The organism is Bradyrhizobium pachyrhizi (assembly GCF_029714545.1).
Lineage (GTDB): Bacteria > Pseudomonadota > Alphaproteobacteria > Rhizobiales > Xanthobacteraceae > Bradyrhizobium > Bradyrhizobium pachyrhizi.
Window position 1 is genome coordinate 6,910,408 of the sequence record NZ_CP121667.1, and the last position, 25,110, is coordinate 6,935,517.

Sequence of the window (25,110 nt, forward strand, 5' to 3'; positions counted from 1 at the left end):
CCGCCATAGCGCAAAACCAGCCGCTACGCGCGCAAGCTCATTTCGGTCGCCCCGGATCGCCATTGCCCGACAGCACCTGCGCGGCGCCGCCGATGCCGCGGCGGAAGGCTTCATCGAAGGTGACGCCGCGAAACTGCCATTTGTAATCCTTGCCGTGCCAGGCCATCCGCCATTGCGTGGCCCAGCCGAGATCCTTGTCGTCCCAGACCAGCCGACCGAGCAGGGTGGCCTCGCCGCCATGCGGCGCGACGATCGCACTCAGCTTCGCCGACGGCGTCTTCAACAGTTCGGCGGCGGTGAGGTTGGCGCTCGTCAACCCGGTTGTATCAGGCAGCACGAAGCCCATGCCGCGCTTGCGGGCGGCAGCCGCAAGCGCGTCGCGCTGCAGGTCGGACTGCGTCCCGTCGGATGTGACGATGTAGTCCTTCGGACCGTGCTGCATCTCGGCGAAGACGCCGAGCACCGGCCGCTGCGACCGCCACGGCTTGAGACCGAGCCTGGCGAGAATGCCGTCGATCTTCTTCTCGTCGAAATCCACCGTCAGGTCGTACGGCCGGTCGCGGGTGCCCTGCTCGTCATGATGCGGCTTGCCGGCATATTGATCGTGATAGTCGAAACTGCTGACGAACGCCTTGGCCTTCGATTTGTAGGCGGCAAGCCGGCGGTCGCCTGCCAGCATTGGCTGACCGGAAACCTTGATCAGGACGTCCTCCAGACATGCCCCGAAGCCAATGATGCGGTTCGGCTCGCCCTGGCCGGTGACGACGGTCTGGGCGCGGTAGAGACTGTCGTCTGCCGCGGCCATCGCACCACCGCAAGCGATCCATGCAGCGGCAAGCAGCACGCGGACCGCGCCGCGTGCGAGCGTTGCAATCAGATCGCCGTTGGTCTCAAGCAAGGCAGCCATCGTCACCTCCGCTCGGTCACTTCATTGACGGCACGGATTGGCGGTATTTTCGGGCACCGCCAACGCGTTCGGACATGGGCGCCATTCCATCGGTCCCGCTACGCGCTATGGCCACGCGCGGCAGGCCTGACATATGCTCGGAGCATGCGCGGCAGCGCCGCGAACGCTGCCCAACACAAGAGCACCGAGGAGGAGACGTTCCGTGAAATGCTATGAGTTGCAAGGCCCCGGCGGCGTCGACGCGCTGGCGCTGGTCGACAAGCCGGTTCCGCAAGCCGGCCAGGGCGAGGTCCTGGTGCGGCTGAAGGCGGCGACGCTGAACTATCGCGACCTGCTCACGGTCAAGGGCGGTTACGGCTCGCGCCAGAAATTTCCGCTGGTGCCGGTCTCCGACGGCGCCGGCGTGGTCGAGGCGGTCGGCGCCGGCGTCAGAAGCTTCGCACCCGGCGATCGCGTGATCGGCAGCTTCTTCGAAAGCTGGCTCGCCGGCGAGCCGAGCGAGGCGCGGATGCGCGCGGCGCTCGGCGGCAGCGTCGACGGTGTGCTGACCGAGTACCGGGTCTTCCCCGCGCATGCGCTGGTGCGCACGCCGGATCATCTGAACGACATCGAGGCCGCGGCACTGCCATGCGCCGGCCTCACGGCGTGGAGCGCGGTGGTCAAGCTCGGCGACATCAAGCCGGGGCAGACGGTGCTGACCCAGGGCACCGGCGGCGTTTCGCTGTTCGCGTTGCAATTCGCCAAGATGTGCGGCGCCCGCGTCATCGCGACATCCTCCAGCGACGCCAAGATCGCGCGGCTGAAACAACTCGGCGCCGATGTCACGCTCAACTACAAGTCCACGCCCGATTGGGGCAAGAAGGCGCGCGAGCTGACCGGGCGCGGCGTCGATCTCGTCGTCGAGGTCGGCGGCGTCGGCACGCTGAACGAATCGATCCGCGCCACCAGGATCGGCGGTACCATCGCCTTCATCGGCGTGCTCGCAGGTCCCGCCGCGTCCGACACGCGGCTGCCGCTGATGGTGATGCAGCAGCAGCGGCTGCAAGGCGTCACCGTCGGCTCGATCGAGGACCTGCAGGCGCTGTGCGACGGCATCAGCCTGCACGGCGTCAAGCCCGTGATCGACAAGGTGTTCGCCTTCGACCAGGTCAAGGCCGCGTTCGCCCACATGGCGAGCGGCGCGCATTTCGGCAAGATCGCGATTGCGATCGGCTAGCGTGCCTGCGATCAAGGATTACCTTCCCGTGAACTGGGCCTTGCGTTTCTCGACGAAGGCCTGGCGGCCTTCCCTCGCGTCGGCGCTTTCGCGGATCACCTGCTGCAGCTCGATCTCGCGGCGGAACTGATCGGCGTAGCTGGCGTGCTCGCTCTCCTCGAGCAGCTGCCGCGTCGCGACCAGCGCGCGCGTCGGTCCGTCCGCGAGACGGCCGGCGAGCGCCTTCGCCTCGTCGAGCAGTTTGGCATCGTCGACCACGTCGCGCACCAACCCCCACTCCTTGGCCCGTTCGGCCGGCAGCGGCTCGTTCAGCAGCATCAGGTCGAGCGCGCGCTGGCGGCCGATCAGGCGCGGCAACAGCCAGGTCGAGCCGAGATCCGGCACCAGGCCGATCCGGCTGAACACCTGGATGAAGCTCGCCGAGCGCGCCGCCAGGATGATGTCGCCGGACATCGCGAGGCTGAAGCCGCCGCCGGCCGCGACTCCGTTGACCGCGACCACGACCGGCACGCGGCATTCGCGCAACGCCTGCATCGCCGGCCAATAATGCCTCATCACGCCGGTGTAGATGTTGTCGCCGAGCGACTGGAACGCCTTGAGGTTCTGCCCGGAGCAGAAGCCGCGTCCCTCCCCGGTCAGGACCAGCGCGCGGATGTCCGGGTCGAGGCTCATCTCGCCGACGGCGCGCGCGAGATCGCCGAGCAGTTCCGGCGTCATGGCGTTCAGGCTCGCGGGATCGTTGAGCGTCAGGATGCCGACCTTGCCGTCCCGTTCACGCTTCACACCAGTCATTTTTCCGCTCCCTGAAATTGGTTCTTGTTGTTGCACTGACAGTGCCATGCTTGGCATGCTACGCCAACGTGCCCCACCCGCAACAAGAACAGCGAAAGCAACGCCATGTCCGACCAGTTCTCCAACTCGCAAGTGATCCGCAAGCCGGCCGTCAGCGCCAAGGGCGGCATCGTCGCCGCGCAGTCGCGCAAGGCGGCCGAGGTCGGCGCGGAGGTATTGGCGGCGGGTGGCGATTGCGTCGACGCCGTGATCGCAACCACCTTCGCGCTTGGCGTCGTGGAGCCGTGGATGAGCGGCGCCGGCGGCGGCGGCGCGATGGTGCTGTATCGCGCCAAGGAGAACCGCGTCGAGGTGATCGACTACGGCATGCGCGCGCCCGACGGCCTGCGCATCGAGGATTATCCGCTGACCGGCGGCGCGGCCTCCGACCTGTTCCCTTGGGCGCGGGTCAAGGACGACCGCAACCTGCACGGCCCCGGCTCGATCGCGGTGCCCGGCGTCGTTGCCGGCATGGAGGAAGCGCATCGCCGTCACGCCAAAATGCCGTGGAAGGACCTGCTGGCGCCGAGCGTCAAGCTCGCCGGCGACGGCCTTCTGGTCGATTGGTGGACCACCGCGATGATCGCAAGCTCCGCGGCCGATCTGCGGCGCTATCCCGCCAGCGCCGCGGCGTATCTGCAGGACGGCCTGCCGCCGAACGCGCAATGGGGCATCAGGTCGGTGGTCCGCATGCCGCAGGACAGGCTGAAAGCCACGATGGCGCAGCTCGCCGCGGCCGGTCCGCGCGATTTCTACGAGGGCGATCTGGCGCGCAGCATAGCCGACGACATCCAGGCCGCCGGCGGCGCGCTGTCGGTGCGCGACCTCGCCGCCTTCCGCGCCCATCTGCGCGAGCCGCTGAAAATTTCCTATCGCGGCGGCACGGTCTATGCGACGCCGGAGCTGACCGCGGGTCCGACCATGGCGCGCACGCTCGGCCTTTTGCAAAAGTCGCTGGCGCCCGCGCAGGGCGGTCCGGATGCGGCGGCCTACGCTGCCTATGCGGAGGCGCTGCAAGCCGCCTATCGCGAACGGCTGAAGGACATGGGCGACGTCGACGGCCGGCGCGCGCTCGGCGCCGAAGCGATCGCGCCAAGCTGCACCACGCATTTCTCCGCGGTCGACCGCGACGGCAACATGGCCGCGGTGACGCAGACCCTGCTGTCGACCTTCGGCTCCAAATTCGTGACGCCGAACACCGGGCTCACCATGAACAACGGCATCATGTGGTTCGATCCGGCGCAAGGCGCACCGAACTCGCTCGCGCCCGGCAAGCGCTGCCTGACCAACTACACGCCTGTCGTGGCGCAGGCCGCCGACGGCCGCACGCTCGCCGCGGGCGCATCGGGCGGCCGCCGCATCCTGCCGGCGGTGTCGCAACTGCTCTCGTTCGTGATGGATTTCGGCATGGATCTCGACGCCGCGATCCACCAGCCGCGGATCGACGCCAGCGAGGGCGCCGTGGTGATCGGCGACAAGCGCCTGCCCGCCAGCGTGCGCGAGGCGCTGCGCGGCCGCTTCGACTTCGAGGAGGCCCGCATCCAGACCCTGCCGATGAAGTTCGCCTGCCCGAGCGTCGTGCTGCGCGACGGCACCACCAACAGCGGCGTCACCGAGCCGTTCCAGCCCTGGGGCGACGCAGTCGCGGAGGGGTGAGTTATACGCACGACTCCTTCTCCACCGTCGTCCCGGCGCAGGCCGGGACCCATACGCCGCAGCGAGAATTGTGGATCGCGCTGGTCGTTCCAGCATCGCGAAACAACGAGCATCGGTGGTTATGGGTCCCGGCCTTCGCCGGGACGACAGTGAAGGTGTTGCGCGACCTGTGAGTCATACGCCCGCATTCCCGCGCCATGATCTGCCCGAGCTTGCTCTTCCTTCCGCCCTCTTGCTTGCAGAGGGCGCAGGAAAGCCGGGTGCCGATCGCACCCATGGGCCTCGTGCAAAAGGTCGGGCAACTCAGTGATTTGGCGCTCTTCGCGACCCGCGCCCGCGGACATTGCATGACCCGAACGGGCTGATACATTTGGACCGACAACAATTGCGGTGACCGGCTTGAGTGAAGCAAGCGCAGACGTGCCGCCCGGCGCGCAACTTCTTGGACGCGAGTGGCTGGGCTTCGACGGTGAAATCGCCACAGTCCGCTTCGAGGCGCAACCCTTGTTCACCAACCGCCACGGAACGATCCAGGGCGGTTTCCTTGCCGCGATGCTGGATTCAGCCACGGGCCTCGGCGCGCTCGCAGCGCTGCCCGCAACGCGAACCGTCGTGACCAGGACCCTCACCACGCGGTTTCTCAAACCGGCGCGCATCGGCCCGATCACGGCCAAGGCGAAGGTCATCTCGCAGACCGACCGCGACATGATCGTCGAAGCCGATCTGATCGACGCCAACGACGTGACGGTCGCCAGCGCCACGGCCGAGTTGCGGATTCTGGACAAGCGATAGCCGTGCGGCAGGCTTCGATCGCGTCACGCCTCTCGACCTGCTCTCATCTGCCTGGGCTGACGCAGGTCCGATCGATCAGCAATCCCTACATCGCGCCAGCAGGGTGACTTCGTTCATTCCGTAGCCGTCGACGGTCTCGACGGTGCAGCCAAGCTCGCGTTCGCAATAATCGATCCACGGCTCGGGGCTGGTGCAATAGAGCTGCACCGGCGATGCATCGTCGGCCGCCGTGCCTTCCGTTCCGCCGGTGACGAAGTTGACGCTGAAGCCGCGCAGGCTGGCGCGGCGCAGGTCGGCCAGCATCCCGGCGACAAATGCCTCCCAGGATCGGCGGCAGCCGCCGACATCGACATTCATGATGCCGCTCGCGACCGAATAGGTCGCGCGACGCAGGCTGCCTTTGCCGACCTTGAAGCGGCGCCCCGGCGCCGAGAAACGGCGGCGCGCGCGGCTGATCATGGCCAGCGACAGGTCGATCCCGAGATAGTCGATCTCCGCTTGCGGATGGCGCCTTGCGAGATAGGCGCACAGCGCGCCGTATCCGCAGCCGATGTCGTTCAGGCTGAACGGTGCGGAGAAGTCGCAGAGCTTCAGCAACTGGACGAAGCGGAGGTCCTGGGTGGCCTGGCAGGACCAGTCCACCCCGCGCGGGGTGGCGCCGTATTTGGCGACCCGCGCGCTGTAGTAGGATTCGACGTCGGCATAGAGATCGGAGAACCGCGCCCGATCGCCTTCGGCGCCGAAACCTGCGGTCTCCGCTGCGATGCTCACGTCTTGCTCATTTCTTGGCTTTGGCCCGCCGCTGCTTCGCCATCGCGGCAAGCTCCTTGCGGGCGACCTGGCTTGGCTTGGTCGGGATCGACAGAACCCGATACGACTGGGTCGAGTAGATCAGCGGCGTGTGGCCATCGGCTGCAAACGTCACCTTCGGATTTTCCTTCATGGCGTGAACGCTAACGAGCACCGGCAGATACGGACTCTGCGTGAGCGCCTGCCGGAACGCCTGGACCACCCGCTTGTATCCGCTCACATTGGGCTGATCGGAAGGATAGTCCTTCAGCGTGCCGAGGAAGGTATACCAGCGCTTCCGCTCGATCCGGTCGGCCGGCTCGATCCCGATCAGCCTGAACGACTGCTCGAGGGGATGATTGGGAGAGAAGATGTCGAACTCCTTTTGCAGCTCGACCATCTCCATGATCCCGCCGGGACCAAACCGCTTGTTCAGCAGATCCAGGACATCGCGCGTCGTATCGTCTTGAATCATCCGTCCCATTGAGACCCCCTCAATACCTTGTTTCCAGAAATGAAAAAATCGTCGCGTCTAGCGGCGTCGCTCAAGATGCAATCGAAGCTGATCGAGTTGTGGTGTGAAATAGACTGCCCCCGAGACATCGAGCAGACTCTGAGCGCCGCCGACAATCTCGTCAAGCTCCTCATGTGACGTGCTGCCCAAGGCGCAAACGATCAGGCCGCGCAACACGGTCGCGTGCAGCTCGGCGATGCGATCGGTCCTTCGCCGCGCGACCGTCAGCGCCTCGTCGACCGCTTGCAGGGCCGCATGGTGGTCGGCGGCGCGATAGAGCGCTTCGGCCAGATCGGCCAGCATGCGCGCCTCGAATTCGAGGCCGGCTCGCGCAGAGCGCGCAAAGTCGATCGCTTCCTGGAGCTGGGCGGCGGCAACCTTGAAGTCGCCCGCGGCGCCGCTGGCGAGGCCGGCGCTGGCGAGCGCCGCGACCCGCAGATAGGGCGTGCCGGACTGCTCGGCCAGTTCGGCGATCCTCGCCGCATGCGGCTTGGCGAGCTCCGGTCGGCCGCGGCTCCAGCCCATCTCCACCATCGCAAAATGCGGAATGAACTGCACGACGGCGGCGAAGCGCTCCGGCTCGGCCCGCAGCACCTCGGCGATCCGCCGTTCGGCTTCGTCGAACCGGCCGAGCCGCACCAGAATTCTGGTGCCAAGACACCTGATCCAGTGCTCGACGTCGAAGCCGAGAATCTGGTTCGGGTTGAGACCCAGTGTGACGTTGTTGTGAAAACCGCCCTGCTCGGCAATCGCGGCAACCGCCACCTGCCCGGCGTCGAGCGCCTCGGCAAGACGGCCCGACAGGAAGAACGCCTGGCTCAGCATGGCGTTGACCGTCGCAAACCGTCCGACGTCCCCGGTGCCGGAGGTGAGCTTCAAGGCGTCCTGCACGAGCTTGACATAGTCGTCGGCCGCCGCGGTCGCGGCCAGGATCCTGCCGTAGGCGCCGAGCAGGATCGGCTCGTGCACCGGGTCCGCCGCGCGTGCGTATTTGATCGCCTCTTCGGCGTAGGGCTTGACCTCTTCGGCGGACATCCCCTCACGCCAGCCGAAGTTGAGGATCTGGCCGCTCGACATCGCCCGCAGCCGGTCGACATATTCGGACGGGGGCTGGTCCTGCAGCAGGGCGCGAACCTTTTTCCAGCTTTTCATTGCCTCGGCGGAGTTGGTCTTGCCGATCCAGCGCGCCGCCCGCTGCAAATGGGTGACCGCCTCCAGCGGCTGGCCCGCGGCCTCGTAGTGATAGGCGAGCAGCCCGGCAAACTCGTCGAGCTTGCCCCAGTCGAAGCCCTCGATCGCCTTGGCGACGGTCGCATGCAGCGTGGTCAGGCGCGACCGCAACTGAGTTGCATAGGCGACCTCCTGGATCAATGGATGGCGAAACGCCAGCAATCCCTTGTCGTAGGGCGGCAGGTCGTACAGCAGCTCGGCCTGGCGCAGCTGCGCGACGGCGTTCTGCAAATCGTCGTTCGGCAGCGCCGCGACCGGGCGCAGCACCGACATCGCGACCAGCCGGCCGATCACCGCCGCCGTCTCGAGCACCTGCTTGGCGATATCCTCGAGGTGATCGATGCGGGCGGCCACGACGGCCTGCACCGTCGCAGGCAGCGGCACCGCATCGACGCCATGCTTGAGCCGGTAGTTGCCGCGTTCGCCCTCGACATTGCCGCGCTCCACGACGGTGTTGGCGAGCTCCTCGATGAAGAACGGATTGCCCTGCGCGCGTTCGATGACATTGCTGCTCAGCGAGGCCAGCGAGGGATGCCTGCCGAAATGCTCGCGGAGCAGCTCGTTCGAATCGGACCACGGCAGCGGCGGAATTGCGATCTGACGGTAGTGAGACCGTTGCATGAAAGGTGCCGTGAAGCCCGGCCTGAAATTGACCACCAGCAACGTCGCGGTGCCGACGATGGCATCGACCAGCGTCTCGACGAACTCTTCGCTCGCGGCGTCGATCCAGTGCAGGTCCTCGATCATGACGACCGCCGGCGCGTCCCCGGGGCGCGCGCGCACCAGCGTTCGAACCAGCTCGAGGAGTTGCAGCCGCAGCGCACGCGGATCGAGCTTCGGGGCCGGATACGCCGGATCGGCGAGCCCGAGGAATTCGAGCAGCACCAGCAGTTCCTGCTCCGATGAGGCCATCTCGGCGAAACGGTCGATGACGCGACGCCGGGATGTCTCGATCGGCTCCTTGGCGCGGATGCCGAAGATATCGCGCAACAGCTCGAGCACGGGCTGGAACGGTGTTGCGCGGCCATGCGCCAGCACGCGGGCCTCGTAGACGCGAATGCCCTTGCGGCGGCAATTTTCGGCGAACTCGAAGCAAAGCCGGCTCTTGCCGATGCCGGCGTCGCCGACCATGCCGACGACCCGGCCGTCGCCGCCAACTGCACGCGACAGCTCATGCTCCAACGCCGCCATCTGCTCGGTCCGGTTGACCATCGAGGTCAGGCGGCGGCCGCTGCGGAAAACGTCGCTGGCGGGCGCGCTGAGCAGCCCCGTCAGTCTGAAGACCTCCACCGGCATCGAGATGCCGCGAATGGTCTGCATACCGAGCGGCGTCACCTCGACGAATTGCCTGGCGCCGAGATAGGTGTCGCGCGTGATGAGGATCGCGCCCTCATCCGCCATCTGCTCCATCCGGTTGGCGATATGGACGTTGGCGCCGGCGGCGTCGTAGGTCTGGTAGATGGTGTTTTCCACCGTCTGAACGACGACTTCGCCGGTGTGCAGCCCGACCCGGATCTGCATGCCGGGATCGGCGAGCCTGGCCACCGAATCCTGCATGGCGAGCGCGGCGAGACAGCCGCGGACCGCATGATCTTCATGCGGGCGCGGCGGCGCGCCGAACAGCGCCATGACGCCGTCGCCCTGGATCTTGTTGACGATGCCGTCGTAGCGGTGGACGGCTTCCTTCATCAGGTCGAGCACCGGCTCGAGGCGCCGCATGCCGAGTTCGGGATCGCCGAGGCTGTCGATCAGATTGGTCGAGTTGCGGATATCGGCAAACAGCAGAGTGAGGTTCTTGCGTTCGCCGCCCTTGGTGCTGAGCGAACGCAGCAGGCGCTGCGAGGGCGCGTCGGGACGGACGCTGCCCGCGGCGAGCACGGTCCCGCAGCGGCCGCAGAAGCGGCTGGAGGGCCCGTTCACATGCTGACAGGAGTCACATTTGAGGCCTAATGGCGCACCGCAATCTTCACAATAATCGTTGCCAGCCCGGTTTGCGTGACCGCATCGCTCGCATTGCATGAACAGCCTTCCAGTAAAGACTGCGAATATATCCGACGCACGAGATTAGCCCAGCACATTCTGTAATTGTGTTAAATGCCTCACACACCGAGGCGGTCCCGCACCCGGCCGGTCAGCACGGCCGCGGTGACGCCGACCCGCCAGAAGGCGTGCATCGGGATCGGCTTGATGCCGGTCACGGGCATGTCGATCTCGGCCTTGGGGCCGCCGATCAGCCGGCGCGCCAGCTCTGCGCCCATCGCGGTCGAAAGCGCGACGCCGCGGCCGTTGCAGCCGAGCGAGATCAGCAAATTCTCCGCGGGCTCATGGACATGCGGGTAGTGATCGGCGGTGATGGCGAGACGGCTGTTCCAGCCGTGGGTCCAGCTGACGCCCTTGAGCTGCGGCCACAGCCGCTCGGCGTAGCTGATCAGATAGGCGACGTCGGTCGGCTTGCTGATCCAGCGCATCGGGCCGCGGCCGCCCATCAAGAGCCGATTGTGCTGGTCGATGCGGTAATAGACCGTGATGTGGCCGCTTTCGTAGAGCACCGGCCGGGTCGGCATGATCGCGCGCGCGATCGTCTCGGACAGCGGCGCGGTCGCCGCGATCGACGAGAACACCGGCACGATGCTGCGGCGGAGCGCCGGCCAGAGATCATCGGTAAAGCCGTTGGTCGCGAGCAGCACCTTGTCGGCGAGCACGACCGCGCGCGGCGTCTCGATCCGCCAGCGGCCGCCGTCGCGGCGGAGCGACAGCGCCGGGGTCTCGCCATGGACGGCAACGCCGGCCCCGATCGCAGCGCGCGCAAGACCCCGCGCATAGCTCAGCGGATGCAGGTCGCCGCCGCGCGCATCCAGCATGGCGCAGAGGTAACGGTCGCTGCCGGTCATCTGCCGCATCTCGGCGGCGTCGAGCAGCTTCACCGGCATGCCGCGCCGGATGCACTGCTTTGCGGTGGTCTCGATCGCCGCTGCGCTGGCTTCGTTGTACGCCGCGCGCAGCGTGCCGTTCTGCCTGGCCTCGCAGGGGATCTGGTAGCGGCGGATCAAATCATGCGTGAAGTTGGTGGTGCCGTAGGAGAACTCGATCATGCGGCGGCCGAGATCGGCGCCGAAATCCCGCTCGATCTGGTCGGGGTCGTTCTTCAGTCCGGGATTGGTCTGCCCGCCATTGTTGCCGGACGCGCCCCAGCCCGGCTCCTGCGCTTCGAGCACGGTCGCAAGCACGCCCTGCTCGGCGAGGTGCAGCGCCGTCGACAGGCCGGTGAAGCCGCCGCCGATGATCGCGACCGGTACGCTCCTGTCCGACGTCAGCAGAGGCGTCGGCGTCGCCTGCACCGCGGTGTCGGCGTAGAGGCTCGGTGGCAGCGGCAGGCGAATAGGCGCGTTCATTGCAGGCGACCCGATCACAGCGGATGCAGCACGCGGCGCAGGAAATCCTGGGTGCGCGGGTGCTGGGGTTGGTTGAGGACGGATTTGGCGGCGCCCTGCTCGACGATGACGCCGCCGTCGATGAACAGCACGCGATCGGCCACGTCGCGGGCAAAGCCCATTTCATGGGTGACGACGACCATGGTCATGCCGTCGTCGGCGAGCTTGCGCATCACCGACAGCACCTCGCCGACCAGTTCCGGATCGAGCGCGGAGGTCGGCTCGTCGAACAGGATCGCCTTCGGCTGCATCGCCAGCGCCCGCGCGATCGCGACGCGCTGCTGCTGGCCGCCGGAGAGTTTTGGCGGATGCACCTCGGCCTTGTCGGCGAGCCCGACCTGCGCGAGCAGCGTGCGACCACGGGCGATCGCCTGCTCGCGCGGCTCCTTCTTCACATAGAGCGGCCCCTCGATAACGTTCTCGAGCGCGGTGCGGTGCGGAAACAGGTTGAAGCGCTGGAACACCATCGAGACCTGGGTGCGGATCGCCACGATCGAGCGGTCATTGCTGTCGACGCGCGCACCCTCGACGCTGATCTCGCCGCGATCGTAGCTCTCGAGCCCGTTGATGCAGCGCAGGATGGTCGACTTGCCGGAGCCGGACGGACCGACGATGCAGACCACCTCGCTCCTGGCGACGGAGGCGGTGATGCCCTTCAGCACCTCGACCTTGCCAAAACTCTTGTGGACGTCGCGGAGCTCGATCATTTGCGGTTCGCCTTGTTCTCGAAGTGCCGAACCAGCAGGATGAGCGGGATGCTCATGGTGAGGTACATCAGCGCCACCAGCGTGAACACGCTGGTGTTCTTGAAGGTCGAAGAGGCGATCAGCTTGCCCTGCAGCGCGAGCTCGGCGACCGTGATGGTGGACGCCTGCGAGGAATCCTTCAGCATCATGATCATGATGTTGCCGTAGGGCGGCAGGATGATCCTGACCGCCTGCGGCAGCACCACGCGGCGCATGGTGAGCCACCAGCCCATCCCGATGGTTTGCGCCGCCTCGATCTGCCCCTTGTCGATCGCCTCGATGCCGGCGCGGAAATTTTCCGCCTGATAGGCCGAATAAGCAATGCCGAGCCCGATGATCGCGGCCTGCAGCGCCGACAGCGCGATGCCGAAATCGGGCATCACGAAGTAGATGTAGAACAGCAGCACGATGATCGGGATGCCGCGGATCACATTGATCAACGAGGCGCTGAGGCCGACCAGGACGCCGACGCCGGACACCCGCATCAAGGCCCACACCAGCCCGAGCACCGTCGACAGCAACAGTGAGCCGACGGTGACGACGATGGTCAGCCAGACACCCTGCAGCAGGATCGGCACGAACTCGACGGCGTCATGGAAGAATTTTTGCATCGGCCAATCGTGTCTATTCCGTCACCCGCGAGCCTTGCGGCGCGCTTGCGCCGCTGGGCGAGCCTCGAAGGATGAATCGGCCCGGCTAGTGGCCGTCGACCCTTCGAGACGCGCTGTGCGCTCCTCAGGGTCACGGGTCACTCTCGCGCAGCCCGGGCGGAGTGAAAGCAACACAGGCGCATCAGGACGCGTTGGCCTTCTGGCCCCACTTTTCTAGGATCTTTGCGATCGCCCCGTTCGCCTTCAGCTTCGCCAGCGAGGTGTTGATCTTCGCGAGCAGCTCCGTGTCGCTCTTGCGGACGCCGATCGCGACGGTGCCGACGGTGACCGGCTTGTAGCCGTCGACCAGACGGACGTCGGCGAAATTGCCCTGCTGCAGATTGTAGGCGAGGATCGGATGGTCGGCGAAGCCGGCCTTGAGGCGGCCCGCATTCACGTCGCGCAGGATGTCGGGAATGGTATCGTAGACCTTGACCTCGCTGAACAGCCCGGTCTTCTTCAGCGCGTCGACAAAGGCAGTACCGACCTGGGCGCCGACCACGGCGCCCTTCAGATCCTCCTGCGAGGCATAGGCCTTGGTGTCGGCCTTCGGCACCACGAGGCCCTCGCCATAGGTGTAAACCGGCTCGGAGAAGTCGATCACCTCCTTGCGTGCGGCGGTGGCGAACATCGCGGCGGCGATGATATCGATCTTGTTGGATGTCAGCGAGGGGATCAGCGCCGAGAACTGCATCGGCTCGATCTGCACGGTAAAGCCGGCGTCCTTGCCGATCTCGGTGGCGAGATCGACCATGATGCCCTGGATCGAGTTGGTCTTGGTGTCGAGGAAGGTGAAGGGAATGCCGGTCGGGGTTGAGCCGACCTTGAGCACCTGCTGCGCCACTGACGGCGAGGTCAAGGCAAGGGCAAGCGCCGCCACCGCGGCCTGGACGAGACGCTGAAACGACATCGCAACACCTCCCGAAGCTGGCCTTGGCGCCGCATCGCCCGCGCGTTTCGCGCTTTTGGTTGCGGTCGACGCCGTTCCGGCCTATTTTCATCAATATGAAATTGTGGTCACGAAACCGCGGCCAATGCAAGCGGTTTTCATGCACATGAAGGAAGCGGATTGACGTGAGCGGCGGCAAGAGAATGCGTAAAGGCGCGGCAGCGAAGCCCGCAACGGCACGCCGCGCCGCCAGAAAGCCGGCCAGCAAGCCGGCCGAGCCCGCGATGGATCTCGCGGTCGGACGCCGCATCCGCGACCTGCGCCGCAGCAAGGAGATGTCGCTGGAGGTGGTTGCCGCGCGCACCGACTTGTCGATCGGCTTCATCAGCCAGATCGAGCGCGGCCTGTCGTCGCCCTCGCTGCGCGTGCTGGCGACATTGGCCGACGTGCTCGGCGTCGGCATCGCCGCGCTGTTCGGCGCGACGCCCAAGGATGACGGCGCCGGCGGCGTCGTCACCCGCGAGGTGCAGCGCGCCGAGCTGAAGCTGTGGCGCACCGGAATTTCAAAGCAGCTGCTGAGCCCGGCCGGCAGCGAGAGCCGGCTCAATCTGTTCCTGGTGCATCTCGAGCCCGGCGGCAACACCGGCGACGAGTTCTATACCCATGACGGCGAAGAGGCCGGTCTGGTGCTCCAGGGCGAGATGACGCTGACGGTGGACACGGAGACCTGGACGCTGAAAGAAGGCGACAGCTTCCGCTTCGCCAGCCGGCGTCCGCACCGCTTCTCCAATCCAGCGCGCGATGCCAAGGCCGTGGTGCTCTGGGTGAACTGCGTGACGGCGGCGGGGTGACGGCCCTACTCTCTCCACTCGTCGTCCCGGCGAAAGCCGGGACGACACCTGTTATTACGGAGCCCTCACGTCAAGCCGCATCACTTCAACCCCATCACCACTTCCTCGATCTTGATCGGGAAATTCCGCACGCGGATGCCGGTGGCGTGGAAGACGGCGTTGGCGACGGCGCCAGCGCTGCCGGTGATGCCGATCTCGCCGACGCCCTTGATGCCGAGCGGGTTCACATGGGGATCGTGCTCGTCGACCGTGATCACCTCCATCGGCGGCACGTCGGCATTCACGGGCACATGATACTCGGCGAGGTTCGCATTCAGGATGCGGCCGGACCTCTTGTCCATCACCGCCTCCTCGTGCAGGGCGAAGGAAAGGCCCCAGATCATGCCGCCGCGGAGCTGGCTCTGCACCATCAACGGATTGATGATGCGCCCTGCGGCGAACGCGCCGACCAGCCGCGTGGCGCGGATCTGGCCGAGCTCCGGATCGACCTTCACCTCGGCAAAGACAGCACCATGCGCGTGCATCGCATATTGCGATTGCGCCGCCGGATCGGCCGCACCCGTGCCGGCGGCCTCGATCTCGGCAACGCCGGCGCGCGCCAGGATCTCGGCATAGCTTTCGCTGCGCGCGTCATCGTCGCGGCGATAGAGCCGCCCGGCCCGCGCCGCCACGCCGGCATTGCCGGCGCCGAACAGCGGCGAGCGCTGGTCGGAGGTCGCAAGCTCGGCGAGTTTTGCGATCACCGCCGCGCCGGCATTGTGGATCGCGGCACCGACCGTCGCAGTGTGCGCGGAGCCGCCGGCGATGCCGGCATCCGGCAGGTCCGACGTGCCGGACAGGAACGAGATCTGCTCGAGATCGAGCGCGAGCGCGTCGGCCGAGATTTGCGTGAGCGCAGTCCAGGCGCCCTGCCCCATGTCGTGCGCGCCGCTTTCCATCACGCCGCGTCCGTCGGCGCGGATCACGGCGCGCGCATTGCCCTGGAACATCAGCGCCGGGAATGTCGCGGTGCCCATGCCCCATCCGACCAGAAAGCCGTTCTCGTCGCGCATCTGCCTTGGCTGTAGCGGACGTCCCGCCCAGCCGAAACGTTCGGCGGCCTTGGCGTAGCACTGCCGCAGCGCCTTGGAGGAAAACGGCTTGCCGGTGGTCGGCTCGACCTCGGCGTAGTTCTTCAGCCGGAATTCCAGGGGATCGATGCCGCAGGCAAACGCCGCCTCGTCGATCGCGCTTTCCAGCGCGATCGATCCGGTGGCCTCGCCCGGCGCGCGCATGAACAGCGGCGTGCCGGTGTCGACGCGTACCGCCTCATGCGCGGTGCGGATTGCCGGGCTGGCATAGAGCGTGTGCGAGGCGTCCGCCGCCGGCTCGTAGAAATCGTCGAAGCTCGACGTCGTGACGCGCGCCTCGTGATCGAGCGCGGTCAGCAGGCCGTCGTCACCGGTGCCGATCCGGATGCGCTGGCGGGTCTGCGGACGATGGCCGACCGGGCCATACATCTGGCTCCGCCGCAGCACCAGCTTGACCGGACGCCCGACCAGCTTCGCCGCCATGACGCCGAGCACCTGCGGCCCGGAGACCAGGCCCTTGGAGCCGAAGCCGCCGCCGAGGAACGGGCTGTTGATGTGGATGTTGCCGGGCGGAATGCCGAACAGGCCGCCGATCCGCATCTGCGCCATCGCCATGCCCTGGCTCGGCGTGTCGAGGAACAGGCGGTCGCCGTCCCACACCGCGACGATCGCGTGCGGCTCCATCGCGTTGTGATACTGCGCGGGGGTCTCGTAAGTTGCGTCGATCCGCTTCGATGCAGCGGCAAGGCTGGCATCGATATCGCCATGGTGGACCTCGGCGGGATTGCCGATGCCGACCACCGGCGGCGCATAGACCTCCCCGGCGTCGAGGCCGACACGCGCGATCTCGACCTGATAGCGCGGCGACAACAGCGCCGCGCCTTCGGCGGCGGCCTCCAGCGTTTCCGCGATCACGACCGCGATCGCCTGGTTGGCGTAGCGCACCTCATCGCTCTGCAACAGCTCCATGCGGAAGGCGAACGGATTGCCCTTGGCGTCCGGATCCTCCGCGAGTTCCGGCTTGTGCGCCGGCGTCATCACGTCGATCACGCCGGGATGGCGCTTGGCGGCAGCGACGTCGAGTGCGGTGACGCGGCCGCGCGCGATGCAGCTGGTCGCGATCACGGCATAGACCATGCCGGGCGGATGATTGTCGGCGGCATAGCGGGCCTTGCCGGTCACCTTCAGCGCGCCGTCGGTGCGGGTCAGCGGCTGGCCGATATTCGAGCCGTGCCTCAGATGGGCGGGATCGCGGGTCAGATTGAGTTCAGCCGTCATGCGTTACGCTCCTGCAACGGATGAGAAGGGAGAGCCCGGCAGCGCGGGAATGCGATCCGGCGTGCCTGCGGCAGCAAGGGTGAGCGCGCGCACGACGATGCGTTGCGCGAGCTCGATCTTGAAGGCGTTGTCGCCGGACGGTTTTGCGACCGCGAGCCCGGCGCGCGCCGCCTCGCGGTAGATCGCCGCATCCGCCGCGGCGCCCGCGAGCACCTGTTCGGCCTCGCGCGACCGCCACGGCTTTGCCGCGACGCCGCCGAGCGCCAGCCGCGCTTCGCGGATTTTTCCATCCTCGATGCGCAGGGCCGCGGCGGCCGAGACCACGGCGAACGCATAGGACGTGCGCTCGCGCACCTTGATGTAGCGGGCATGCGCGGAGAAGCTCTGCGTTTCGGCCGGCAGCCGCAGCGCGACGATCAGGTCGCCGCGCTCCAGCGCGGTCTCGCGCTCCGGCGTCTCACCCGGCAGACGGTGCAGCGCCTCCAGCGGCAGCTCGCGCCGGCCGGTCTTGCCCTCGATCTCCACGACGGCATCGAACGCGACCAGCGGCACGCAGAAATCCGACGGATGGGTCGCAATGCAGCCCTCGCTCCAGCCAAGCACCGCGTGCAGGCGGTTCTCGCCCTTGAGCGCGTCGCAGCCGGCGCCCGGCCAGCGCCGGTTGCAGGCGCTGCCGGCGTCGTAGAAATACGCACAGCGCGTTCGCTGCATCAGATTGCCGCCGACGGTCGCGGCATTGCGCAGCTGGGCGGATGCGCCCGACAGCAAGGCCTCGGCGACCGCCGGATAGTTGCGCGCGAACTCCGCGTCATGCGCGAGATCGGCATTGCGCACCAGCGCGCCGATCCGCAGGCCGCCGTCGGCCAGATGCTCGATGCGGTCGAGCCCCGGCAGACGCGTGACGTCAACGAGAAGGCTCGGCCGGCTGACGCCGCCCTTCATCAGGTCGAGCAGATTGGTGCCGGAGGCGAGATAGCTTGCGCCCTTTTCGGATGCCGCCGCGATCGCGTCCGCGACGCTGGCCGGCCTGACATAATCGAAGTTCATCATGCGGAGCGCCTCTGCTTGGTCGCGGTGATGCTGGCCTGCGCCTCGAGCACGGCCTCGGTGATTCCTTGATAGGCCCCGCAGCGGCACAGATTGCCGCTCATGCATTCGCGCACGCGCTCCGGATCGTCGCCGGCCTGGCCCTCCTGGATCAGGCCGATGCCGCTCATGATCTGGCCCGGCGTGCAGAAGCCGCACTGGAACCCGTCATGGGCGATGAAGGCGGCCTGTACCGGATGCAACTGGTCGCCGCGCGCGACGCCTTCGATGGTTGTGATCTCGGCGCCGTCATGGCTGACGGCAAGCGCGAGGCAGGAATTGATGCGGCGACCGTCGACCAGGACGGTGCACGCGCCGCACTGGCCGCGGTCGCATCCCTTCTTGGTGCCGGTGAGGTCGAGGCGCTCGCGCAACAGGTCGAGCAGGGTAACGCGGGGGTCGTCGAGGGCAATTTCCCGGCGGACACCGTTGATGGTGAGGCTGAGTGGGAGATTCATGCAGGGCTCCGATCCGTGTATGGTCGGGTTGAATCGAGGCAACGGAAGCCCGTGGCCGCCGATGCAGGATCGGCGCGCCTTGTCAGGTCCGGTGCTGGTCGCCATATACGGAGGCATCCTCCGTTTACAAGGGAGGGTGAAAAGAAAAAGCTATGGCCGGTCGATCACCAGAAATTGCACGCAAGCCCCGCGCCGACGCCGTGCGCAATCGCGAGCGCGTGCTGGAATCGGCCAAGGCCGTGTTCTCGGCCGGCGGCAACGAGGCGAGTCTCGAGGCGGTGGCACGCCATGCCGGCGTCGGCATCGGCACGCTCTATCGCCACTTCCCGACCCGCGAAGCGCTCTACGAGGCGGTCTATCGCCGCGAGGTCGAGCAGCTCGGCGATCTGGCCGAGCAACTGCAATGCGCCCCCGAGCCGGTCGAGGCGCTGCGGCGCTGGTTGCGCGCCAACGTTGAATTCGTCGCCACCAAGAAGGGCATGGTCGCGGCACTGGCGCTGGTTGCCCACGGCTCGACCGAATTGCACGCCTATTCGTTCGACCGTCTGACCAGGGCGATCGGCACGTTGCTCGCGCGCGCAGTCGCGGCCGGCGCGATCCGCAACGATATCAGCGCCGAGGACGTGCTGCGGGCGCTGATCGGCATGTGCTACATGCACGACCAGCCCGGCTGGCAGACCACCGCGCTCAGGCTGTTGGACGTATTCGTGGACGGCCTGCGGGTGCAGCCGGCGGTCACGATGACGAAGTCGGAGAGCCCAAGGCCGGCGCGGCAGAAAGCCAAGCCGTCGCGCTGACCCGGCGAGGCCTGTTCAGGCCGCCATGTTGAAGAGAATGCCGAGCGGCAGCCGGGGTCCTGCCGGATTGACATGAAGCACCGCATCGATGGTGCGCGCGGCGGAGGATGACGGCTTCATCCAGTCAAGATGACCGGCGAGCCAGGATCGCGGCTCCGCAGCCAGCACGATCGCCGACCCCCAGCTATCCAGCGGATTGTCGCGGGCCAGCGCCTGCTCGCGGCCGGGAATGGTTGTGCCGGCAGCGCCCATCAGATGATGCAGCACCGCCTTGGCAAGCAGGTCGTCGAAACGTCCGTCATCGACCCGTTCGCTCCCGACCGCATCGATCGCGAACAGCGCGTCGGCTTCGGCGCGACTGACCGAATGCCCGGCGCGACCGGCGGCACAGAGGATGCGGGCGCATAGCGCGGCGTCGGCGGCGTCGATCGTTCGCGAGAAATGCGCCCGGCCGGCCACCGTGGGTCCCTCGCCCGCGATGATGTCGCAACATACCAGCGCGAGCGCCGCGGCGCTGCACGCCGCAGCGTCGGACGTTGACCTCGCGATTTCGGCAACAAGATCCTCCGCGTCGCGAGGCGCATGCGGGGACAGCTCTAACTCACGGACACGCATCGATTGCTCTGCTGTTGATTGCCTCCCGCCCCACGACGGTGGCGGCCACCGCTCAAGGACGTCCGGTGCGTGGCCGCAGCCACCGCATGATGATTTCATGCGGTGTTCGCCGGCTGCTGCGCGGCAGGTCGTGCCGCTGCAGCGCCGCCCTTGCAAAGGCAGCCGCCTGCTCGCTGGATTGCCGTTTCTCGCGCGCCAGCAGCATCCATTCGCGGATCACGGCGCGTCGCACCTTGGACATGGCGATTTCCCTTCGCGATAAGCCGCGTTCAGCGCGTCAGGCCGCCAGCTGCAGCGGATGGGTTTGCGACCTCCGTGCCGACAGCGCGCAGCCGCATTCATGCACGATGCCCTGCTCGACGACGAAGCCGCGCCGCTCCAGCGACGCCCGCAGGCTTTGGTTGGCCGAGGCCTTCTGGGCATCGACCCACACCACCAGCACCGCACGCGCGCTGAGGACATTCGTCAACCAGTCCAGCGTCGGCTCGAGTGCGAGAAGCGTGCGCCGCCGCCAATCGACCAGCGCAACGTCGTACTGACCGGCCGGGCGGCCGCAATTGCCCGACGCCGCCGCGCGCGCATAGCCGCGCCGCTGCAGCTCGAACATCAATTCCATGCTCCTCGTGCCGGCCACGACGATGCGCTGTTGCGTCGTGCAGCCGGCAAGCGCGATCATCGGCTCGATGATCCGGTCGCCGATAGCAATCTGAAGCGAAGACATGACATCACCTGTTTCCCGTTCGCTCACGCGCGTGCGGCCGGGCCTCGGCGGCCTGGCGTCCGCGGGAGCGCTTGCATTGGGCTCAATATCTTCAGGGCGGGATATGAATTCGAGAGCGCCGCGGGCTCCGCGGCATATGAGCCGCATAAGCCCGCGGCCGGATGCGATGGCGGCGGTCGCTAGGCATGGAGGCCGCGCAAGTGTGCTAAAGTGCACAGACGATCAGATTGCCATTCGGTTAGATCGTCGCATTGCCAAGCCTCGTACATACATATCTGTTTATATTCGCGATCCGGCCCGGCCATCGTGCCGGGCTTTTTCGTTGCCCATCGCGCCGTAACGAAAAGCCCCGCACTGAGGCGGGGCTTTCGCGATCACCGCGGATTGGTCCGCGTTCCGCTGTTGTTGCCGGGCAGGTTCGATGTCCCGGTCCCGGTCGCGGGATTGTTGTTCGGGTCGGTCGAGTAGTTCGGCGTCGAGGTGCCTGGGTTGTTCATGTTGCCGGTCGTGCTGCCGGGCGGATTGCTCATTCCCGAGCCTGTTCCCATCCCGGTGGTGCCGCCGGCGCCGGTTCCTGTGCCGGAGTTTCCGGTCCCCGCCCCTGCACTCGCGCCGCCGGCCGATCCTCCACCGGCGCCGCCGCCACCCTGCGCAAAGGCGAGCGAGGTGGCCAGCATCATGGCCGCAGCCAATCCGATCGTTGCCAGTTTCTTCATGTGAGGTCCTTTCCTGGTTCGACCGGAAGCAACGTGGACCGCAAGGCGGACGTTCCTGGACGGCAGGACACGCATCCGACGCGCGCTCGCGAGGAACATGACGCTGGCTGTCCTGTTGAGCAGGATAGCGTTCCCGGAGGTGCGCGATGAAGACACTTCAAATGCAGCACGAGATCACGGCCGAACTGGAAAGACGATCCGGTGTCACAGGCCTGAAGCTGATCCGGCTCAAGGGCTATACGCCGAGCTGGGATCTCGGCGGCACCCGCGACACCGCGCTGGATGAGGCGAAGGAAAAAGAGCTTCGCGACATCGTGACCAGGATGCAGGACGAGTTCGACATCGCCTAGGACCGCCGCACGAGCAAGTTGCACCGGACAGGCTGCGCCTGAACAATCGTGACGCTCTCTCGTGGCGTCGAGCCAACCGCGCGCGCAATTCTATGTCGTTCCACGATATATTTTGCGCCAGCGACATTTTTGACGCTTCCGAAACGGCGATAGCGGCACGAAATTCCGGCCATTGAACGAACGTCGAATGGCCGGTCCGACGTTTCCATTCGCGCGGCGCCCCCCGGAATGATTATGCTGGCAAAAAACAGGTAGACGCGGAGGCAAACTCCGCGATCTGCCGATTGGCCATGGCGAGGAAAACGCGCGTTCGCGCTCGAGCTTTCGAGCACGACTCCCGACCTTCGGGAAAAGATGCGCCTGCCGTTCATTTGGATCGCAGAAATGAACGAGAGCATCTCATCTCGGTTTATCCGCTACCCGATCGGCACCTCGCTGCTGATGGCCGGCATTCTGTTCGTTGGAATGGTCGCCTATCCCCTGCTGCCGGTCGCGCCGCTGCCGCAGGTCGACTTTCCGACCATCCAGATCTCCGCAAGTCTGCCCGGTGCCAGCCCGGAAACCATGGCCTCCTCGGTTGCGCAGCCGCTGGAGCGGCAATTCGCGCAGATTCCGGGCATTGCCCAGATGACCTCGACGAGTTCGCTCGGATCGACCGCCGTCACCATTCAATTTGATCTGAACCGCAGCATCGACGGCGCCGCCAACGATGTCCAGGCCGCGATCAATGCCGCAGGCGGCCAGTTGCCCAAGAACCTGCCGTCGCCGCCGACCTATCGCAAGGTCAACCCGGCGGACTCGCCCGTCCTCATCTTGTCGGCGACCTCGGACACACTGCCGCTGATCAAGGTGAGCGACGCGGTCGACGCCCAGCTCGGCCAGCAGATCAGTCAGATTTCGGGCGTCGCCCAAGTGTTCATCGGCGGCCAGCAGAAGCCCGCAATTCGCGTGCAGATCGATCCCGCCAAGCTGGTCGCCAAGGGATTGTCGCTGGAAGATATCCGCGGCCAGATCGCCATCACGACGACAGACAGTCCGAAGGGCAACATCGACGGCGCCAGCCGCGCCTACACGATCTACGCCAACGATCAGCTCATGGATGCCAAGGACTGGAATGACGTCATCGTCGCCTATCGCAACGGCGGCCCGTTGCGGATCCGCGACATCGGCCGGGCCGTCGCCGCGCCGGAAGACATGAAACAGGCGGCCTGGGCGGACGGCAAACGCGGCGTGTTCCTCGTCATCTTCAAGCAACCCGGCGCCAACGTCATCGGGACGGTCGACAGGATCAAGGAGCAGCTTCCAAGGCTCGTTGCCGCCATTCCGCACGCCATCAAGATCAAGATCATCAGCGACCGGACATTGACCATCCGCGCCGCCGTCGAGGACGTGCAGATCACGCTGCTGATCACCATCGTTCTGGTCGTCATGGTGATCTTCCTGTTCCTGCGCAGCTTCTGGGCGACGGTGATTCCTGCCGTGACCGTGCCGCTCGCGCTGCTCGGCGCCTGCGCGCTGATGTGGGTGTTCGGCTATACGCTCGACAACCTTTCGCTGATGGCGCTGACGATTGCGGTCGGCTTCGTGGTCGACGATGCCATCGTGATGCTGGAAAACATCACGCGATATGTCGAGCAGGGTCAGCGGCCGCTCGCAGCGGCACTGCAAGGCGCCGGCGAGATCGGATTTACCATCCTGTCGATCAGCATCTCACTGGTCGCGGTGCTGATCCCGCTGCTCCTGATGGGCGGCGTGATCGGCCGGCTATTTCGCGAGTTCGCGGTGACGCTCGCGATGGCGATCTTCGTCTCGCTGGTGGTGTCGCTGACGCTGACGCCGATGATGGCATCGCGCTTCCTGCGCGCGCATGCCGAAACCAGGCACGGCCGGCTCTACCAATGGAGCGAGGCGGCATTCGACAGGATGCTGCATGGCTATCAACGCGGCCTTGATCTGGCGCTGAGCTGGAGCCGCACCACACTCTGCATCTTCTTCGCGACGGTGGCCCTGTCGGTCTACCTGTTCGTGATCATTCCCAAGGGATTCTTCCCGCAACAGGACAACGGCTTCCTGATCGCCGTGTCGCAGATGGCGCAAGATATCTCGTTTGCCGACATGAAGCGGCATCAGGAAGAGCTCAGCAGCATCGTCCGGGCCGATCCCGCGGTCGACAGCATGGCCGAGTTCATCGGCGGCGGCGGTACCGCGCTCAATTCGGGCCGCATGTACATCACGCTGAAGCCGCGCGAGGAGCGCGACGCGAGCGCGCAGCAGATCATCGAACGGTTGCGGCCGAAGCTCGAGGCGGTCGAGGGCGCGCGGCTCTACATGCAGGCCTCCCAGGACGTCCGGCTCGGCGGCCGCGCGACGCGGACCCAATTCGAATACACGCTGCAGGATGCAAAACTCGACGAGCTGAACGAATGGGCGCCGAAGATTCTGGCCAGAATGAAGACGCTGCCCGAACTGCGCGACGTCGCCACCGACCAGCAGACCGAGGGAACGACGCTGACACTGACCATCGATCGCGACACCGCGTCGCGCTTCGGCATCCAGCCGCAGCTGATCGACGACACGCTGTACGACGCGTTCGGCCAGCGCCAGGTGACCCAATACTTCACCCAGCTCAACAGCTACCACGTCATCCTGGAGATCCTCCCGGAATTGCAGGGCAAGCTCGACACGCTCAACAAGATCTACATCAGGTCGCCGACCACGGGGGACGAGGTACCGCTCTCCGTGTTCTGCAAATGGACCACCATTCCGGTGCGCCCGCTCGCGATCGCACACCAGGGGCAGTTTCCGGCCACCACGATCAGCTTCAACCTCGCGCAAGGAGTGGCGCTCGGCCAGGCCACCGATGCGATCCAGAACGCGGTCGCCGATCTCGGTGCTCCAGCCACGCTCAGCTCGAGTTTCCAGGGTACCGCGCAGGCCTTCCAGCAGTCACTGAGCTCGGTGCCGCTGCTGATCCTGGCCGCGCTGGTCGTGGTCTACCTGATCCTCGGCGTGCTCTATGAGAGCTACATCCATCCGCTCACGATCCTGTCCACGCTGCCATCGGCCGGGGTCGGCGCGCTAGCGATCCTGATGGCGTTCGGGTTCGATTTCAGCCTGATCGCGCTGATCGGCATCATCCTCCTGATCGGAATCGTGAAGAAGAACGGCATCATGATGGTCGACTTCGCGATCGCCGCCGAACGCGAGGAGCATCTATCGCCGCGTGAATCGATCCGGAAAGCGGCCCTGCTGCGCTTCCGCCCGATCATGATGACGACGATGGCGGCCTTGCTCGGCGGCGTCCCGCTGATGCTGGGCACCGGAACGGGATCGGAAATCCGTCAGCCGCTCGGCTATGCGATGGTCGGCGGCCTGATCGTGAGCCAGGCGCTCACGCTGTTCACGACGCCGGTCGTGTATCTCTATCTCGACCGATTCTCGAATGCGCTGTCGAACTGGACGGCAACGAAGAAAGACGACGATGCCGAACCGCCCGTGAAGCACGCCGCCGAATAGT

The 25,110-nt window shown here is 66.3% G+C and carries 23 protein-coding genes; 7 read left to right on the forward strand and 16 right to left on the reverse strand.

The annotated features are described in order from the left end of the window. Positions 1-37: 37 nt before the first annotated feature. Positions 38-907: a DUF2066 domain-containing protein gene (locus tag QA639_RS32770; protein WP_283088082.1), complete on the reverse strand. Its 870-nt coding sequence runs from the start codon at positions 905-907 to the stop codon at positions 38-40. Positions 908-1,109: 202 nt separating this feature from the next. Here QA639_RS32770 and QA639_RS32775 point away from each other — a divergent pair, with 202 nt between their 5' ends. Beyond that, complete coding sequence (locus tag QA639_RS32775; RefSeq protein ID WP_283088083.1) at positions 1,110-2,123, forward strand: zinc-dependent alcohol dehydrogenase family protein; 1,014 nt, start codon at positions 1,110-1,112, stop codon at positions 2,121-2,123. 18 nt (positions 2,124-2,141) lie between these two features. On the opposite strand, the gene QA639_RS32780 is transcribed toward QA639_RS32775, so the two are convergent. Further along, positions 2,142-2,915 carry an enoyl-CoA hydratase-related protein gene (locus QA639_RS32780; protein WP_050383728.1) on the reverse strand — a complete coding sequence of 258 codons (774 nt, stop codon included), beginning with the start codon at positions 2,913-2,915 and terminating at the stop codon, positions 2,142-2,144. A gap of 105 nt (positions 2,916-3,020) precedes the next feature. Here QA639_RS32780 and QA639_RS32785 point away from each other — a divergent pair, with 105 nt between their 5' ends. Beyond that, positions 3,021-4,610 carry a gamma-glutamyltransferase gene (locus tag QA639_RS32785; RefSeq protein ID WP_050383729.1) on the forward strand — a complete coding sequence of 530 codons (1,590 nt, stop codon included), beginning with the start codon at positions 3,021-3,023 and terminating at the stop codon, positions 4,608-4,610. Between the two features lie 420 nt (positions 4,611-5,030). Continuing rightward, complete coding sequence (locus QA639_RS32790; RefSeq protein WP_038377698.1) at positions 5,031-5,402, forward strand: PaaI family thioesterase; 372 nt, start codon at positions 5,031-5,033, stop codon at positions 5,400-5,402. A 75-nt stretch (positions 5,403-5,477) separates the two neighbouring features. Here QA639_RS32790 and QA639_RS32795 read toward each other — a convergent pair whose 3' ends face one another. The 7 genes from QA639_RS32795 to QA639_RS32825 all read right to left on the reverse strand — a co-directional run bounded on the left by QA639_RS32795 (position 5,478) and on the right by QA639_RS32825 (position 13,672). After that, positions 5,478-6,173: a class I SAM-dependent methyltransferase gene (locus QA639_RS32795; protein ID WP_283088084.1), complete on the reverse strand. Its 696-nt coding sequence runs from the start codon at positions 6,171-6,173 to the stop codon at positions 5,478-5,480. Between the two features lie 7 nt (positions 6,174-6,180). Further along, positions 6,181-6,675: a hypothetical protein gene (locus QA639_RS32800; protein WP_038382850.1), complete on the reverse strand. Its 495-nt coding sequence runs from the start codon at positions 6,673-6,675 to the stop codon at positions 6,181-6,183. Positions 6,676-6,723: 48 nt separating this feature from the next. Beyond that, complete coding sequence (locus QA639_RS32805; RefSeq protein WP_283088085.1) at positions 6,724-9,954, reverse strand: adenylate/guanylate cyclase domain-containing protein; 3,231 nt, start codon at positions 9,952-9,954, stop codon at positions 6,724-6,726. 80 nt (positions 9,955-10,034) lie between these two features. Then, the gene (locus tag QA639_RS32810) at positions 10,035-11,327 is read right to left on the reverse strand and encodes an NAD(P)/FAD-dependent oxidoreductase (RefSeq protein WP_028335711.1); all 1,293 of its coding nucleotides are present in this window, start codon (positions 11,325-11,327) and stop codon (positions 10,035-10,037) included. 14 nt (positions 11,328-11,341) lie between these two features. Then, the gene (locus tag QA639_RS32815) at positions 11,342-12,073 is read right to left on the reverse strand and encodes an amino acid ABC transporter ATP-binding protein (protein ID WP_028335712.1); all 732 of its coding nucleotides are present in this window, start codon (positions 12,071-12,073) and stop codon (positions 11,342-11,344) included. Then, on the reverse strand, positions 12,070-12,723 hold the full coding sequence (locus QA639_RS32820; protein WP_283088086.1) for an amino acid ABC transporter permease: 654 nt from the start codon (positions 12,721-12,723) through the stop codon (positions 12,070-12,072). Before QA639_RS32820 ends, QA639_RS32815 begins: the two co-directional genes overlap by 4 nt. 181 nt (positions 12,724-12,904) lie before the next feature. After that, positions 12,905-13,672, reverse strand: a complete 768-nt coding sequence (locus tag QA639_RS32825; protein WP_028335714.1) for an ABC transporter substrate-binding protein — start codon at positions 13,670-13,672, stop codon at positions 12,905-12,907. A gap of 182 nt (positions 13,673-13,854) precedes the next feature. Between QA639_RS32825 and QA639_RS32830 the strand changes: the two genes are divergently transcribed. Next, positions 13,855-14,502: a cupin domain-containing protein gene (locus tag QA639_RS32830; protein WP_038377710.1), complete on the forward strand. Its 648-nt coding sequence runs from the start codon at positions 13,855-13,857 to the stop codon at positions 14,500-14,502. Positions 14,503-14,582: 80 nt separating this feature from the next. Here the strand turns inward: QA639_RS32830 and QA639_RS32835 are convergent, their stop codons facing one another. The 3 genes from QA639_RS32835 to QA639_RS32845 are packed head-to-tail and all read right to left on the reverse strand — an operon-like array spanning position 14,583 to position 18,394. Next, a complete protein-coding gene (locus QA639_RS32835; RefSeq protein WP_283088087.1) occupies positions 14,583-16,850 on the reverse strand; it encodes a xanthine dehydrogenase family protein molybdopterin-binding subunit in 2,268 nt (755 codons plus the stop codon). 3 nt (positions 16,851-16,853) lie between these two features. Then, positions 16,854-17,900 (reverse strand): FAD binding domain-containing protein, encoded by a 1,047-nt coding sequence (locus tag QA639_RS32840; protein ID WP_283088088.1) that lies wholly within the window; start codon positions 17,898-17,900, stop codon positions 16,854-16,856. Continuing rightward, positions 17,897-18,394, reverse strand: coding sequence for a (2Fe-2S)-binding protein (locus QA639_RS32845; RefSeq protein WP_283088089.1), 498 nt, complete (start codon positions 18,392-18,394; stop codon positions 17,897-17,899). Before QA639_RS32845 ends, QA639_RS32840 begins: the two co-directional genes overlap by 4 nt. Before the next feature lie 152 nt (positions 18,395-18,546). On the opposite strand from QA639_RS32845, the gene QA639_RS32850 reads away from it, so the two are divergent. Further along, on the forward strand, positions 18,547-19,191 hold the full coding sequence (locus QA639_RS32850) for a TetR/AcrR family transcriptional regulator (protein WP_283088090.1): 645 nt from the start codon (positions 18,547-18,549) through the stop codon (positions 19,189-19,191). 15 nt (positions 19,192-19,206) lie between these two features. Here QA639_RS32850 and QA639_RS32855 read toward each other — a convergent pair whose 3' ends face one another. From QA639_RS32855 to QA639_RS32870, 4 genes are all read right to left on the reverse strand, one after another. Next, complete coding sequence (locus QA639_RS32855; RefSeq protein ID WP_283088091.1) at positions 19,207-19,806, reverse strand: hypothetical protein; 600 nt, start codon at positions 19,804-19,806, stop codon at positions 19,207-19,209. A gap of 52 nt (positions 19,807-19,858) precedes the next feature. Beyond that, a complete protein-coding gene (locus QA639_RS32860; protein ID WP_028335720.1) occupies positions 19,859-20,047 on the reverse strand; it encodes a hypothetical protein in 189 nt (62 codons plus the stop codon). A gap of 36 nt (positions 20,048-20,083) precedes the next feature. Further along, on the reverse strand, positions 20,084-20,527 hold the full coding sequence (locus tag QA639_RS32865) for a hypothetical protein (RefSeq protein ID WP_028335721.1): 444 nt from the start codon (positions 20,525-20,527) through the stop codon (positions 20,084-20,086). 374 nt (positions 20,528-20,901) lie between these two features. Then, entirely contained in the window at positions 20,902-21,243 is a 342-nt protein-coding gene (locus tag QA639_RS32870) for a hypothetical protein (protein WP_283088092.1), read from the reverse strand. Positions 21,244-21,389: 146 nt separating this feature from the next. On the opposite strand from QA639_RS32870, the gene QA639_RS32875 reads away from it, so the two are divergent. Together QA639_RS32875 and QA639_RS32880 are read left to right on the forward strand one after the other, a co-directional pair. Beyond that, positions 21,390-21,593 (forward strand): hypothetical protein, encoded by a 204-nt coding sequence (locus QA639_RS32875; RefSeq protein WP_283088093.1) that lies wholly within the window; start codon positions 21,390-21,392, stop codon positions 21,591-21,593. Between the two features lie 384 nt (positions 21,594-21,977). Next, complete coding sequence (locus QA639_RS32880) at positions 21,978-25,109, forward strand: multidrug efflux RND transporter permease subunit (protein WP_283088094.1); 3,132 nt, start codon at positions 21,978-21,980, stop codon at positions 25,107-25,109. The last annotated feature ends 1 nt before the right edge of the window (position 25,110 follow it).

Bases quoted from the DNA above. Each gene is read 5' to 3' on its own strand.
- QA639_RS32770 (WP_283088082.1), bottom strand. From the start codon at position 907: ATGGCTGCCTTGCTTGAGACCAACGGCGATCTGATTGCAACGCTCGCA.
- QA639_RS32780 (WP_050383728.1), bottom strand. From the start codon at position 2,915: ATGACTGGTGTGAAGCGTGAACGGGACGGCAAGGTCGGCATCCTGACG.
- QA639_RS32785 (WP_050383729.1), top strand. From the start codon at position 3,021: ATGTCCGACCAGTTCTCCAACTCGCAAGTGATCCGCAAGCCGGCCGTC.
- QA639_RS32800 (WP_038382850.1), bottom strand. From the start codon at position 6,675: ATGGGACGGATGATTCAAGACGATACGACGCGCGATGTCCTGGATCTG.
- QA639_RS32805 (WP_283088085.1), bottom strand. From the start codon at position 9,954: ATGCAATGCGAGCGATGCGGTCACGCAAACCGGGCTGGCAACGATTAT.
- QA639_RS32810 (WP_028335711.1), bottom strand. From the start codon at position 11,327: ATGAACGCGCCTATTCGCCTGCCGCTGCCACCGAGCCTCTACGCCGAC.
- QA639_RS32815 (WP_028335712.1), bottom strand. From the start codon at position 12,073: ATGATCGAGCTCCGCGACGTCCACAAGAGTTTTGGCAAGGTCGAGGTG.
- QA639_RS32820 (WP_283088086.1), bottom strand. From the start codon at position 12,723: ATGCAAAAATTCTTCCATGACGCCGTCGAGTTCGTGCCGATCCTGCTG.
- QA639_RS32825 (WP_028335714.1), bottom strand. From the start codon at position 13,672: ATGTCGTTTCAGCGTCTCGTCCAGGCCGCGGTGGCGGCGCTTGCCCTT.
- QA639_RS32830 (WP_038377710.1), top strand. From the start codon at position 13,855: ATGCGTAAAGGCGCGGCAGCGAAGCCCGCAACGGCACGCCGCGCCGCC.
- QA639_RS32835 (WP_283088087.1), bottom strand. From the start codon at position 16,850: ATGACGGCTGAACTCAATCTGACCCGCGATCCCGCCCATCTGAGGCAC.
- QA639_RS32840 (WP_283088088.1), bottom strand. From the start codon at position 17,900: ATGATGAACTTCGATTATGTCAGGCCGGCCAGCGTCGCGGACGCGATC.
- QA639_RS32845 (WP_283088089.1), bottom strand. From the start codon at position 18,394: ATGAATCTCCCACTCAGCCTCACCATCAACGGTGTCCGCCGGGAAATT.
- QA639_RS32850 (WP_283088090.1), top strand. From the start codon at position 18,547: ATGGCCGGTCGATCACCAGAAATTGCACGCAAGCCCCGCGCCGACGCC.
- QA639_RS32855 (WP_283088091.1), bottom strand. From the start codon at position 19,806: ATGCGTGTCCGTGAGTTAGAGCTGTCCCCGCATGCGCCTCGCGACGCG.
- QA639_RS32860 (WP_028335720.1), bottom strand. From the start codon at position 20,047: ATGTCCAAGGTGCGACGCGCCGTGATCCGCGAATGGATGCTGCTGGCG.
- QA639_RS32865 (WP_028335721.1), bottom strand. From the start codon at position 20,527: ATGTCTTCGCTTCAGATTGCTATCGGCGACCGGATCATCGAGCCGATG.
- QA639_RS32870 (WP_283088092.1), bottom strand. From the start codon at position 21,243: ATGAAGAAACTGGCAACGATCGGATTGGCTGCGGCCATGATGCTGGCC.
- QA639_RS32875 (WP_283088093.1), top strand. From the start codon at position 21,390: ATGAAGACACTTCAAATGCAGCACGAGATCACGGCCGAACTGGAAAGA.
- QA639_RS32880 (WP_283088094.1), top strand. From the start codon at position 21,978: ATGAACGAGAGCATCTCATCTCGGTTTATCCGCTACCCGATCGGCACC.